Origin of the sequence: Kribbella shirazensis, from assembly GCF_011761605.1 — a bacterium.
In the GTDB taxonomy this organism is placed as follows: Bacteria; Actinomycetota; Actinomycetes; order Propionibacteriales; family Kribbellaceae; genus Kribbella; species Kribbella shirazensis.
Genome location: NZ_JAASRO010000001.1, coordinates 3,198,915 through 3,211,799 on the forward strand (window position 1 = coordinate 3,198,915; position 12,885 = coordinate 3,211,799).

Below are 12,885 nucleotides of genomic sequence, written 5' to 3' on the forward strand. Positions count from 1 at the left end.
GCACCCACACCCCAAGGAGCAGAACACCTATGGCTACCAACGGCTTCTCCGACGCCGGCCTGCGCAGGCTGCACGACGTACTGGCCCGGCACGTCGACTCCGGGAAGATCCCCGGTGTCGTCGCGCTGGTCAGCCGCGGCGACGGCGACCCGTACGTCGAGGCGCTCGGCACCATGCGTCACGAGGGTGGAGCGCCGATGCAGCGGGACACGATCTTCCGGATGGCGTCGACCTCCAAGCCGGTCTCGGTGTCGGCGGCGATGGTGCTGCTCGACGAGTGCCGGCTGCGGCTGGACGACCCGGTCGAGCCGTGGCTGCCGGAGCTCGCCGACCGCCAGGTGCTGAAGCGGATCGACAGCCAGGTCGACGACACCGTGCCGGCCAAGCGGCCGATCACCGTCCGGGACGTGCTGACCTCGACGTTCGGGCTCGGCATGGACATGACGATGATCGGTACGCCGATCATGGCCGCGCTGTTCGAACAGGGCATCACGCCGAACGGGCCGGTACCGATGCCGGAGCCGGACGAGTGGATGCGCCGTCTCGGCACGCTGCCCTTGATGTACCAGCCGGGCGAGCGCTGGCAGTACCAGATCAGCAGCGACCTGATCGGCGTCCTGGTCTCACGGGTCACCGGTCAGTCGTACGACGAGTTCCTGCGCGAGCGGATCTTCGGGCCGCTGGGTATGAAGGACACCGGCTTCTCCGTCTCCGCCGACCAGCTCCACCGCCTGCCGCCGCTGTACGCGCCGGACCCCGCGACCGGCGAGTTCCAGGTGTGGGACGAGGCTGAGGGCGGCCGGCACAGCGCTCCGCCGGCGTTCCAGGGTGGCGGCGGCGGACTCAACTCGACCGCCGACGACTACCACGCCTACTTCCGGATGCTGCTGAACCACGGTGTGCACCAGGGCGAGCGGATCCTCTCCCGTCCGGCGGTGGAGCTGATGACCAGCAACAGCCTCACGGCCGAGCAGTTGGCGGCCCGGGAGGCTCTGGCCAGGGACAACGTGCACATCTCGTTCGGCCAGGGGCAGCAGGGTGGCTGGGGTCTCGGGATGGCCGTTCGTACCTACCGCGGCGACTACGCTCCGATCGGCCAGTTCGGCTGGGACGGCGGCGCCGGTACGTCGACGTACGCGGACCCGGTCAACCAGGTCGTCGGCATCCTGCTCACCCAGGTCGGTACGACCGTGCCGTCCTCGGTGCAGCTCATGAACGACTTCTGGACGACGCTCTACCAGGCGCTCGACGACTGAAAGCAGGCCGGACCGCGTGCTCGACGCGGTCCGGCCTTTCGGTTACCGGGTCGTGGCCTCGACGGCGGTGGCGATGAAGTCGGCGACGGCCTTGGGCTGGGAGACGGCGACCGCGTGGGAGCCGTCGACCTCGATCGTGGTGGCGTTCGCGCGGGCGGCCATCGTGCGCTGGCCGTCCGGGTGGATCGCCTCGTCGCCGGTGGCGATCAGGTCGTAGACCGGGAGCCGCTTCCAGCTCGCGGCCGCGGACTTCTCGTCGAAGGCGGCCGCGGCGATCGGCCGCTGGGTCCGGCCGAGCAGCTCGGCGTCCTCGACGTCGGCCGCGAACAACGCCTGGAACTTGGCCTGGTCGATGCCGAGCCAGGTCTCCTCGCCGCCGTCCCCGGCCGGCAGCGTGTGCGGGACCAGGCCGGACGCGAAGTCGTTGGCCGGGAAGCTGCCCAGCAGGTCCTGCAGGCTCTCGCCCTCCTCGGGCAGGAACGCCGCGACGTACACCAGCGCGGTCACGTTGTCGGCCTGGTTGGCGGCCGCGGTGATCACGGCGCCGCCGTACGAGTGCCCCACCAGGACGACCGGGCCGTCGATCTCACGGACCTGGGCGGCCACCCGGCTTCCGTCGAGGGCGGGGCCGCGCAGCTCGTTGGCGACCGCGATCGCCGGGATGCCGCGGCTGGTCAGCTCGGCGATCACACCGGACCAGCTGGAGTTCTCCGCGAACGCACCGTGCACCAGGACGACGGTGGGGGTCTGCTCTGTCATCTGACTGTTCCCTTCTTGGTTGGTAACGGAAGGAAACCGCGTCGGCCCGCTCCGGCGGATCGAGCGAACACGTGAACCTGTCAGTGCCGCCGCACCCGGTCAGGCCGGTCGCTGCACCCGAATCTCATGCGTTCGGGGGAGGGGCGAACCGTTCCAGCACCAGCCGGGTCAGCTGGACCCGCGAGTTCACCCCGAGCTTGCCGAACACGGCCCGCAGATGAGTCCCGACCGTGCTGGCCGACACAACAAGCTCCTCGGCCGCCGACCGGTTGGTGTGCCCCTCGGCGACGAGCAATGCGACCCTCCGCTCCATCGGCGTGAGCGACTCCCACCCCTCCTGAGCCCGCGGCGGTACGGCGGCCCAGCGACGCCGTCGTACTCCGGCCGCCTGCAGCACCGCCTGGATTCGCCCGGCCGGAGCCGTCGCGCCAAGAGCCGTCAGACTGTCCAGGACCTGCTCCAGAACCGGTACGCCGGTCTTGCGGTCACCTGCCTCCAGAGCGGTCCGGCCATACCGCTCCTCGGCCTGTGCGAGCAGCAACGGCCGCTGCGCCGTACGCACGAGGTCTGCTGCCTTCGCCAACTGCTCCACGTCGTCGCCCGCAGCTACGACCGCGAGTGCACCGCGGGCTGCTGCAGAAGGACTCAGCTGCGACAGCTCGGCCCGGGCGTCGGCCTGCATCAGTATGGCGATGCGCTCCGGGAAGTCCTGTGGTGTGTCCGCGAGCCGGCTGACCGCCTTCGCGTCGCCGTCCGCGATCGCCAGCAGCGCGTTGATGGTCGGGTCGTTGCCGGCGAGCTTCCGTGCCTGTGTGAGCTGGCCCCGGAGCAGTGCGACGAGTGCCAGTACCTGGTCCGCCTCCGCTGCCAGGCCCTTCACCTGCAGCTGGTCCATCCACCGCAGACCGGAGTTGGCAGCCTCCTCCGCCTGCTGCAGGTTGCCGGCCGCGTACTCGAGCCGCGCCCGCAGAATCGCGAGCTGCGGTCCCGCCCACGAGTCGCCGACGGTCATCAGCTCCCGCACTCGCTCCAGGGCCGCGTGCAGCTCGTCGGTCTCGGCCCGGCAGTACAGCTCGCCGATCTCGACCAGTGTGGTCGGCAGACTGCCCAGGCCGGGCTCCGTCTGCCGCGCCGCGGCGTACAGGTCGCGGGCGTTGGCGTACTTGCCCTCAGCACGCGCCAGCTCTGCGGCAGCGACCTGCTGAAGAGCCTGTGCTGTCGGGTCGTTTGCTGCTGTTGGCTGCTCAGCACCGGCCAGTGCGCGGTAGCCGGCGAGCCTTTCGGCCAGCTGGGGCGGTGCACTGGGAACCGTGAGCTCTTGCACGTCCAGACGCCCGCTGGCCCATTGGTACGGCGCCAGCTGCAGACGGAGCGTTGCGTGGAGGTCCGGCGTGATCGGACCGTGGTAGAGCGCCGTACCGTCGAGCAGGTCGTCGGCGAAGGCCTTTGCCCGGTCGTACTGCCACGCGGCCAGCAGGACGCTCACCACGTCCACACCGACCTCGGCGCGGAGCGGATCGTCCACGCGCGTCAGGTCGAACGCTTCCTGGATCACCTCGGCCGCCGTGGTCGACATGGTCGCGAGCAGGTCCCGCGCTGCCTCTCGCAGCGTTGCCACAGCTGAGGTGTCACCGGACTGTGCCACCGCGAGGACATGTGGTGCCGCAGCGGCTGCACCACGCCCTGCGGACATGAGCTGATTGGCGATCGCGCCGTGCAGCGCTCGCTGAGCGGACGGCGGTACGTCGGCCAGTGCCGCAGACCGCAGCAGCTCATGGCGGAAGCGCAGTACCGAACCAGCGTCTGTGAGCAGACCCGCCTGGATGGCCTCCTCCAGTGGTGCAGCGAGCCTGGCGATCGGAGTGGCCATCAGTACGGCGACATCCTCGAGACGGAACTCGCTGCCGAAGACAGCGGCCGTGCGGACCAGCTCCCGACTGGTCTCGGACAGCTCACTGGTACGGCGACGTACGCCCTCGACCAGACCGGCGGGCAGCGGGCCGGACGTGTCGGCGTCGCCCAGGTACAGGCCGGCGATCAGCTGCTCGGCCAGGAAGGGGATGCCCTGGACACCGGCGAGCTGCACTGCCAGCGACGGGTCGACGGTGTGGTTGAGCCGGTCCGCTGCGAGATCCTGGATCGCGTCAGCCGTCAGCGGAGCGAGTGGAATGGTGTGCACGGGGATGCCGACAGCCTCGACCAGCTGGTCTGTCGTTCCACCTGGGGTGGGGCGCGTCGCGAGCAGCCACAGGACGTTAGCCGCCGACAGACGAGCGACAACAACGCGCAGTACGAACGCAGTGAGCGGGTCAGCCCACTGGGCGTCGTCCAGCACGATCAATGCACGGACACCGGCCAGACGGCGGCCGATCAGGTCAGCGAGGCGCTCGGCCAGCCACAACGGCTGGGTGTTGAGGGTGGCCAGGTCCAGGAACTGCTCGGTGTCGATCAGCGGCTCCGCACCGGCGCGGAGCGCAGGAGCCAGCGACGCGAGCGGACTGATGTTGTCGGTCTGGTGCGCGGTCGCACTCGCGACCAGGAACCCCTGCCGCTGGGCCTGCTCCATCGCGGCCGCCAGCAGCGCCGACTTGCCGATACCGGGCTCGCCGCTGACAACGGCCAGCGAAGCCCGCCCGTGGGCAGCCGCACGTAGCGCGTCGAGGAGCTTGCCGAGCTCGGCGGAGCGTCCCCGTAGCGGCACCATGGTGGATTTGTATCAACCGCAGCGACGGACAGCCAGAAGCGCATACGCACGCGCGGCGTCGAGTACGTCGGCCAGTACTACGTGCTCGTCGGCGGCGTGGGCGTACCGGACGTCACCAGGGCCGTACTGCAGCGTGGGAATGCCTGCTGCCGCGTACTGCCGCAGATCCGACCCGTACGGCGCGCCCTTGACCGCTGGAACCGCACTACCTGCGTCGGCCACCGCCTGCAACGTGTCCGCGAGCAACGGGTCCCCCTCCGGGAGCAACCCCGAGGCGAACTCACCACCCGGCCAGCTGACCGTGACCGGGTGATCGCGCAGCCAGTCGTCCTTCTCGCAGGCCTCCGCCACCGCGGCCTCGAAAGCGGCCCGCGCGTCCGCGACCCCTTCGCCCAGTCGTACGCCGTACCTGCCCTCGGCGATCAGCCGGTCGGGCACGGTGCTCGCCCAGTCGCCGGCGTTGACCGTGCCGACGGAGAGCGGGTTCGCGAGGTCGAGGTGGGCGAGCAGCGGGTGCGGGTCCCGGTTGCGCTCGCGTTCGAGCTCCAGCAGCGCCGTCTGGACGACGGTGAACTTCTCGATCGCGCTCACACCGCGGCTGCGGGTCGAGCCATGGGTCGCGAGGCCCGGCACCTCCAGCCGGAACGTCAGCGAGCCGGAGTTGGCCGGGATGACCGAGCCGGCGGTCGGCTCCGCGATCACGCACGCCTCGCCGCGATGGCCGCGCCGTAGGGTGGCGAACGCGCCGAGGCCGCCGTCCTCCTCGCCGATCACCGTGTGGACGGCCAGCGGCTTGCGCAGCCGGATGCCCGCGGCAACGACCGCCGCCACCGCACCGAGGGCCGCCGCGACACCGCCTTTCATGTCACAGGTCCCGCGGCCCCACATCACGCCGTCCTCGACGACCGCGTCGAACGCGTCGCCCGGCACCACGTCCACGTGCCCGTTGAGGATCAGCCCCGGTGTCGCATCGCCGCCGAGCACACCGACACAGCCCCAGGCCTCGGGCCGCTCGACCTCCATGCCGGGGAACTCCGGATCTGCGTTCAGCTCCGGGACATCGAGCCGCCAGTGATCAACAGTCAGGCCGAGCGCCTGCAGCCGCTGCGCACACCACGCCTGGACCTCGACCTCGGCCGCGGTCCCGTCCACACTCGGGATCCGCACGAGCTCCTGCAGCTCGGCCACGATCCGCTCGTCGTCGATCGCATCCAGAACGGCCCGCTCCACCTCACTCACCATGCGCACATCATGCATCCAGCAGTTCGAGCAATCGACGGCCCCCGTGGTTCACCATGTCCTGCGACTGCTCCGAGCGCGTGTGGACGAACTCCGCGACGCTCGCGAACCCCGCCGCCGCGCACACCGCGACCGCGGCGCGCCCGTTCGCCCGCAACGCCGCCTCAAGGAACAACTCGTCGACACCGGCGTCCGCGCCGTCACGGGCGGCCGACGCTGCCAACGCGACCAGGTCGTACGCGCGGGCGCCCCCTCCGGCGGCCTCGATGTCGACGATCCCGGTGATCCGCCCGTCGGCCGCGAGCAGGTTGCCCATGTTCAGGTCCCCGTGCACCAAGTCGTGGTGGGGCAGCTCGTGGTCCCGGTACGGACGGCACAACGCGCCGTACCGCGCGAGCAGCTCGGCGGCCTCACCGTCGTACCGCTGTACCCGCTCCCAGACGCCGTCCCAGCCGTCGAAGACGACGCCGTGTGACCATCCGGACCAGCTCACGTCGTGATCCTCCGGGAGGAGGTCCCGCTGCAGCTCGCAGATCTCGATCACTTGCCGTGCCAGCGCCTGGTCCAGCGTCGGCGCGGAGCCGGTGACGAACTCCTGCAGCTGGTACGGCGACCCGGCGGCCGTCGTACCGACAGCAAGCCACGCGGGCGTGGGATAACCGACGGCACGCGCCCGCCGGACGAGCTCGGCCGCCCGCCGGACCCGTGGTGCCCACGCCGGATCGCCGGTCCACTTGAGAACGACTCCGCCGGTCAGCTCGTACGCCGTGGACTGCAGACCACCGGTCAGTTGCCGCACGAGCCGATAATCGGTGCCGAGGGCAACGTTCAGCTCGGCGACAACCGACGCGGTGGTCTCCATCAGGGCGTCAACCGGTGCAGGTCGCGCGGGAACAGCGTGACCTCGCGGACGTTCTCCGCGCCGGTCAGCCGCGCCACGAACCGCTCCAGCCCGATCGCGAACCCGCCGTGCGGCGGCATCCCGTGCTTGAACGCCTGCAGGTACGAGCTGTACGCCGGAGCGTCCGCCGACTCGCCGCGCGCCGCGAGGGCCGCGACGTAGTCGGAGTACCGGTGCAGCCGCTGGCCGCCGGTGACCAGCTCCACGCCGCGGAACAGCAGGTCGAACGAGTTCGACCAGCGCGGGTCCGACGGCTGCGGATGGGTGTAGAACGGCCGCTTCACCATCGGATAGCCCTCGACCGCGACGAAGTCGCTGCCGTGTTCGCGCAGCGCCCACTCGCCGACCGCACGCTCGTCCGCCGGTGCGAGGTCCGGCTCCTCGGGGTCCGCCCCGGCGATCTTCAGCGCCTCCGTGAAGTGCACCACCGGCACGTCGACGGGGATCTCCGGCACCGTCACAGCGAGCCGCTCCAGCGCACCGCCGGCCCGTTCGCCGACCGCTGTGAGCATGCCGGCGATCACGGACCGCAGTACGGCGAGCACGTCGCGATGGTCCGTGACGAACCCGAACTCGGCGTCCAGCGACACGTACTCCGCAAGGTGCCGGACCGTGTCATGCGGCTCGGCCCGGAACACCGGACCGACCTCGAAGACCCGCTCGAACACCCCGACCATCTGCTGCTTGTAGAACTGCGGCGACTGCGCCAGGTACGCCGGCCCGCCGAAGTAGTCCAGCGCGAACACGTTCGCCCCGGACTCGGTCGCCGTACCGACGATCTTCGGTGTCTGGATCTCCGTGAAGCCCTGACCGTCCAGCGCCGACCGGAACCCGTGCAGCGCGGCCGCGGCGATCTCCCAGCCGGCGCGTACGGCGGGATGCCGCAGTGCGACCGGTGCGTTGTCGAGGACGACGGGCAGCCCGGCGCCGACCGCCGGACGCCACAGCTCGATCGGCGGCGTCGCGGCCGGCTCGGTCAGCGGCTCGATCACCGGGTCGACGATTTCCGCGCCGCCGGGAGCCTGCGGGTTCGCGGCGACCGTACCGGTCACCTGGACCACGGTCTCCTCGCCGAGCTCGTCCAGCTGGGCCTGCGTCTGCGCGGACTTGATCACGATCTGGGTCAGGCCGGACCGGTCGCGCAGGATCAGGAAACTGACGGCGGCGAGCCGTCGTCTTCGGTGCACCCAGCCGGCCACCGTGACGGACTGGCCCACTGCTGAGGGGATCTCATGGCTGAGAATGCGCATCGCTGTTTCACCTCCAGGTCTGTTCTCGAACCCCGGAGGTGTGGGCGAAGGGGAACTCGCGGTGCCACCACACCTTCACCGGATCAGGCGATCCGGCCTCTTTGCACTGCAGTCGCTCGGGAGTGTCTTCGCCACCGCTTCACGTGTCGCCTTCCCAGCTACCGGCGACTCTCTCGGACGTGATGTACGGCGCTACTCGGTTCCGTCGACGCGAACATCACCAGGATAAGCGACCCCGGCAACCCGATTTTCACCGCCGGGTCGACGACGGGGGAATCTGCGCGGTGTCGGTGTCCTCGCGTCCGCCGACGCGCGCGTGCACGGTGATCGTGTTGTTGGAGCCGTTGCCGGGCAGCCACGCGTTCCACTCCGAGTTCAGCGGCTTCTTGTAGTTGTTCGTCCGGCAGGTCGCGCGGCGGATGTCGCTCGTGCGCTCACAGGTCCAGCCCAGGTCGAACGACGGCATGAACGCGAGGTTGCGCCCCCACGAGATGTCGAGCTCCACCTGCCGGCCCTGCGCGCCGTTGACCTTCAGGAACCTGTTGTAGACAAAGGGATTCGGGTCGGTGTGCGGGGTCGGCGTGAGGATCTGCAGCAGCGACTCGTCCTGCTTGAGCCCTGGCAGGACCTCGGAGTCGGCGTCGCTGACCAGGTCCGCCTTCGCCGCCACGGTGTAGGTCCGCGCCCCGGCCGACGCCTGGTCCGGTACGTCGAAGGCCGCCGGCAACGGAGCGGGCTTGTCCGGGTTCGCCGCTGTACACGTCGAGGTCTTCGGGGAGCACTTCCAGCCGGCCGGGCTCGCCGCGATCGGCCACTCCAGCGCGTCGCCGTAGGTGATCTTCAGCGTCACGCTGGTGCGGTTGGTGCGCGGGGCAACGGTCAGGATCCGGTGGTGCACGTCCGGGTCGGCCTTGCCGTCGACGATCTTCAGCAGGTTCTCGTCGGTGCTCGCCTGGGCCTCGACGGTCGCCGCGTCGGAGTCGTACAGCCGGCCGGTCCGGCCCGACACGGTGAACGTCCGGTCCGCGGCCGAGCCGCCGGTCGGGGCGTCGAACGTGACCGCCAGCGGCTTCGGGTTCGCCGGGTCGGTCGCCGTACAGTTGCCGGACGCCCTGTCACAGGTCCAGCCCGGCGGGTTGGTGCCCAGCGGCCAGGACAGCTCGGCGCCGTACTTGAGCCCGATGACCACCGGGTTCGTGTTCCCGGCCGGGGTCTTGATCGTGACCACGAACCGGATGCCGGCGTCCGCCCGGGTCTGCTCGGACCGCACGGCCGGAGTGTCCTGCATCACCGGGCTGCCGCCGCCGCGCGGGATGCTGATCGTCACCAGACCCTCGTCCAGCACCGGCGTCGTCGGGGTCGGCGGCGGCGGTGTCGGCGTACTCGGCGGCGGGGTCGGGACCGGGGTGGTCTGCGTCGGCGTCGGGGTCGGAGCAGTCGTCGGGGGTGACGTCGGTTGGGTCGTCGGGGCCGTGGTCGGGGCCTGCGTCGGGTTGGACGCCGGCGGCTGGGTCGGGTTCGCGGACGGCGGTTTCACCGGCGGCTTGACCGGCGGCTGGGTCGGTTTTGCCGGCGGCTGCGTCGGCTGGGCCTGGGTCGGCTGCGGGTTCGGCTGGTTGATCGCGGCCGGGGGAGTGTCGTTGCCGGTCAGCGCCATCGCCGCGAGGACGGCGGCGACCGCGACGACCACCACCGCACCGGCGCCGGCCGCGGACCGCGTGCTGTTCTCGGTGACCTTCCTCCACCCGGTGACGAAGAAGCCGACCAGGCCGGCCTTCGCACCCGAGGCGGCGGCCAGGTAGCCGATACCCGCGGTGCCCAGCAGGGCCGGGGCGAGCAGCGCCGGCAGCGCACTGTTGACCTCGACCAGTTCGAGGTACACCGCGGTGCACTTGGCGCAGTCGTCCATGTGTTCGCGGACGTTCCGGTTCTCGCGCTTGGTCAGACCGCCGCGGACGTACGCGCCGAGGCGCTCGGTGGTCCAGCGGCAACGGTCCCCGGCGACATCGGCCAGATGCTGCTGCAGGTACGCCTGGCGCAGGCCCTCACGGGCCCGGTAGGCGAGCGCGGACACGCCGTTCGCGGTCAGGCCCAGCAGCGGCGCGATCGCGGCCGGCTTCTCGCCCTCGACCTCGGTGTGCCACAGCACGGCCTGCCAGCGCTCGGGCAGGCTGGCGAACGCCTTGGCCGCCGCGCCGCTCTCGAAACCGGTCACGGTCGGGTCGTCGAAGGTCTCCGGCTCCCGCTCGTACGCCGCGATGTCGTCGGTGGTCTGCACCTTCTTCCCGGAGCGGATCCGGTCGACGTGCACCCGCCGTACCGTGGTCAGCAGATAGGCGCGGAACGAGACGTCCGGACCGCCGCCGCCCCGCAGGGCGTCCAGGACCTTCGCGAACGCGTCACTGGCCAGGTCGTCGGCGTCGTTCGCCGGGACCAGTTGGCGGGCCATCCGTTCGGCGGCGTGGTGGTGCCGCGCGTACAGCTCGCCGTACGCCTCCAGGTCGCCGTTGCGGACGCGTGCTATCAGCTCCGCGTCACTCAGCGCATCCGGCTGGGCGCCCGGCTGGGCGTCCAGTTGGCCGTCCGGCGTCTCCATTCCATCTCCCCCGTGGGCTCTCTGACAACTCTCTGTACGGCGCTGTGACGGACCGTCACAGCTGCCGGAGACAAGGCTCCCACGTAGGACGGTCGAGCGCACCTTTCCTGACGCGGAACTGTGCCTCTTTCCTGACGAGAACGCCAGCCCCGAAGTTACGCCGAAAAAAGTTTGGCGAATCCGCGTCATGAACTTCTCCGAGGTCTGTCTCATCGGCGTACGACGCTTCCGGCCGACCGGTCGGGAGACTGACGGGACCACTTGAGGAGGGCCATGTCGCTGTTCGCGGACATCCGCCGACGGTTCGACCTGCGGCCCGGCAAAGCGTCCCTGAACCTGGCGGGGTCGCCCGCCCGGCTCGCGCCGGAGGCGTCGTCAAGTGAGCAACCGTGCGGCCGGAGGGAACCGCACGGCGCAGCTGGTACCGACCACAGTGCCTATCTCGCGATCGCCGAGGCGCTGCGGGACGGTGCCGATGTCGTGCCTGCATCGGACGAGACCGGACGCCGCCTGGCGGCAGATGGAATCTCGCTGGTGGAGGCACTTGATGGGCTGAGTGCGTTGTACCGCTCGATCGCCGGGGGCGAGCCGGCTTTCGCAGCGGTACGCGCACTCAGTTCCAGCTGGGCCGAGGCCTCCCTTGTCTACCTGCACTCGCTGTCCTGCGAGGACCCGCTGACCGGGCTGTCCAGCCTGGCGCACCTGCGGTCCCGGCTCGGCGAGCTCTATCGAGAGGCGGAATTCCGTGGAACTTCCGTACCGCAAACCCACGCACTGGTGGTTGTCGAGCCGCTCCATCCCGCGGGGACATCGCCGTTCGACCGCGAACTCCGCCTCGTCGACGTCGCGGAATGCCTGCGGATCGTCTTCAGCGGCGGTGACGTACTGGGCCGCTTCGGCTCACGCCGCGCGGCGGCGCTCGTCGGCCGCGAGCCGAACCTGCCGGAGCAGGTCGCGACGGTACGAGCCCTGATCACCCAGTGGCGGCTGGACACCGACGTACCCCAGCTGGCCCGCACCTGGATCGAGGGTCTGCCGGGGACCGACGCCATGGCCGGGAGGCTCCTCGACGAGCTGGCCAGAACCTGAGACCTGCGTCCGGACGCCTACAGGGGGGCGCCCGGGCGCATCAGACCGGCGGTGGATCGCCTAACACGGGGTGGGCGATCCGCCGCCGCTTGCTGTCAGCAACCGTTCCACGAGTTCGTCGTAGCTCAGCCCCGCGCCTTTCGCGGCGACCGGGACGAGGCTGCCGGGGGTGAGTCCGGGCAGCGCGTTCACCTCCAGGCAGTACGGCGTACCGGCGCTGTCGCAGCGGAAGTCGACCCGGGAGTACGTCGTACCGAACCCGAGGGCTCGATGCGCCCGGATCGCGAGGTCCTGCAACCGCTCGGCGAAGTGTGTGGGGATCTCGGCGGGGCTGACCTCCCGTACCGCACCCGGCTGGTACTTCGCCTCGTAGTCGAACAGGGCTGTGGTGAGTTCGATCTCGACCACGGGAAGGGTCGTCATACCGATCACTGCGACGGTGAACTCGCGGCCACTCAGGAACGGCTCGACGAGCACCTCGTCGTCGGCGCGCACCTCGTCCAGTGAGTCGACCTTGCGGACGGCGACGCTGGATCCTTCGGCCACCGGCTTCACCACGACCGGCCCGCTCTCCAGCACTTGCTTGAGCTCGGTCGGCGGCTCCGGTTGCTCGGCGCGGTTGTAGAGCACCCGCGGCGGCACCGGTACTCCGGCGGCCTCCAGCACTGCCTGGGCACGACCTTTGTGCCAGGCAACGGCGCAGACATCGTGGCCCGCCCCCGTGAACGGGATGCCCGCCAGCTCGAGCAGCGCCTGCACGTGTCCGTCTTCTCCCCAGCCGCCGTGCAGCGCGATGAAGACCCGATCGGCTCGCCGGAGTTGCTCCAGGACGGGTCCGCCGGTCAATGCGGCGTACATGCGCTGTCCCAGCAGAGCGCGGTCGGCCTGTGCCGGCGGCTCCTTCGGCACACGGACGACGGAACGGCCGGCCGGCACAGGATCGGCCAGCACCGGCACCTCCGCGGCCGGATCGATCAGCACCACGTCGTGGCCCCGCCCGGCCAGCGCCTCGGCAACCGCCCAGCCCGACGAGCGTGAGACGTCCCGCTCCGAACTCTCACCACCGCACAGCACCGCGACTCGCACGCTGT

Annotated in this window: 9 protein-coding genes; 2 read left to right on the forward strand and 7 right to left on the reverse strand. The window is 70.6% G+C overall.

The window, feature by feature from the left end; all coding sequences use genetic code 11:
• Window positions 1-29: 29 nt before the first annotated feature.
• Window positions 30-1,256, forward strand: coding sequence for a serine hydrolase domain-containing protein (locus tag BJY22_RS15790; protein ID WP_167207522.1), 1,227 nt, complete (start codon window positions 30-32; stop codon window positions 1,254-1,256).
• A gap of 42 nt (window positions 1,257-1,298) precedes the next feature.
• On the opposite strand, the gene BJY22_RS15795 is transcribed toward BJY22_RS15790, so the two are convergent.
• From BJY22_RS15795 to BJY22_RS15820, 6 genes are all read right to left on the reverse strand, one after another.
• Window positions 1,299-2,015 (reverse strand): alpha/beta fold hydrolase, encoded by a 717-nt coding sequence (locus BJY22_RS15795; RefSeq protein ID WP_167207523.1) that lies wholly within the window; start codon window positions 2,013-2,015, stop codon window positions 1,299-1,301.
• A 124-nt stretch (window positions 2,016-2,139) separates the two neighbouring features.
• Window positions 2,140-4,719: an ATP-binding protein gene (locus BJY22_RS15800; protein ID WP_167207525.1), complete on the reverse strand. Its 2,580-nt coding sequence runs from the start codon at window positions 4,717-4,719 to the stop codon at window positions 2,140-2,142.
• A gap of 12 nt (window positions 4,720-4,731) precedes the next feature.
• Window positions 4,732-5,961 (reverse strand): M20/M25/M40 family metallo-hydrolase, encoded by a 1,230-nt coding sequence (locus BJY22_RS15805; protein WP_167207527.1) that lies wholly within the window; start codon window positions 5,959-5,961, stop codon window positions 4,732-4,734.
• Between the two features lie 7 nt (window positions 5,962-5,968).
• On the reverse strand, window positions 5,969-6,820 hold the full coding sequence (locus BJY22_RS15810) for a phosphotransferase family protein (RefSeq protein WP_167207529.1): 852 nt from the start codon (window positions 6,818-6,820) through the stop codon (window positions 5,969-5,971).
• Entirely contained in the window at window positions 6,820-8,109 is a 1,290-nt protein-coding gene (gene aspS, locus BJY22_RS15815; RefSeq protein WP_167207531.1) for an aspartate--tRNA(Asn) ligase, read from the reverse strand. The genes BJY22_RS15810 and aspS overlap by 1 nt, the downstream gene beginning before the upstream one ends.
• 250 nt (window positions 8,110-8,359) lie before the next feature.
• Window positions 8,360-10,705 (reverse strand): sigma-70 family RNA polymerase sigma factor, encoded by a 2,346-nt coding sequence (locus BJY22_RS15820; protein WP_167207533.1) that lies wholly within the window; start codon window positions 10,703-10,705, stop codon window positions 8,360-8,362.
• A gap of 273 nt (window positions 10,706-10,978) precedes the next feature.
• Here BJY22_RS15820 and BJY22_RS15825 point away from each other — a divergent pair, with 273 nt between their 5' ends.
• Window positions 10,979-11,794 carry a hypothetical protein gene (locus BJY22_RS15825; protein ID WP_167207535.1) on the forward strand — a complete coding sequence of 272 codons (816 nt, stop codon included), beginning with the start codon at window positions 10,979-10,981 and terminating at the stop codon, window positions 11,792-11,794.
• 60 nt (window positions 11,795-11,854) lie between these two features.
• On the opposite strand, the gene BJY22_RS15830 is transcribed toward BJY22_RS15825, so the two are convergent.
• Window positions 11,855-12,880, reverse strand: a complete 1,026-nt coding sequence (locus BJY22_RS15830) for an ATP-grasp domain-containing protein (RefSeq protein WP_202891129.1) — start codon at window positions 12,878-12,880, stop codon at window positions 11,855-11,857.
• Window positions 12,881-12,885 lie beyond the last annotated feature (5 nt).

Bases quoted from the DNA above. Each gene is read 5' to 3' on its own strand.
- BJY22_RS15800 (WP_167207525.1), bottom strand. From the start codon at position 4,719: ATGGTGCCGCTACGGGGACGCTCCGCCGAGCTCGGCAAGCTCCTCGAC.
- BJY22_RS15790 (WP_167207522.1), top strand. From the start codon at position 30: ATGGCTACCAACGGCTTCTCCGACGCCGGCCTGCGCAGGCTGCACGAC.
- BJY22_RS15810 (WP_167207529.1), bottom strand. From the start codon at position 6,820: ATGGAGACCACCGCGTCGGTTGTCGCCGAGCTGAACGTTGCCCTCGGC.
- BJY22_RS15820 (WP_167207533.1), bottom strand. From the start codon at position 10,705: ATGGAGACGCCGGACGGCCAACTGGACGCCCAGCCGGGCGCCCAGCCG.
- BJY22_RS15795 (WP_167207523.1), bottom strand. From the start codon at position 2,015: ATGACAGAGCAGACCCCCACCGTCGTCCTGGTGCACGGTGCGTTCGCG.
- BJY22_RS15805 (WP_167207527.1), bottom strand. From the start codon at position 5,961: ATGGTGAGTGAGGTGGAGCGGGCCGTTCTGGATGCGATCGACGACGAG.
- aspS (WP_167207531.1), bottom strand. From the start codon at position 8,109: ATGCGCATTCTCAGCCATGAGATCCCCTCAGCAGTGGGCCAGTCCGTC.
- BJY22_RS15825 (WP_167207535.1), top strand. From the start codon at position 10,979: ATGTCGCTGTTCGCGGACATCCGCCGACGGTTCGACCTGCGGCCCGGC.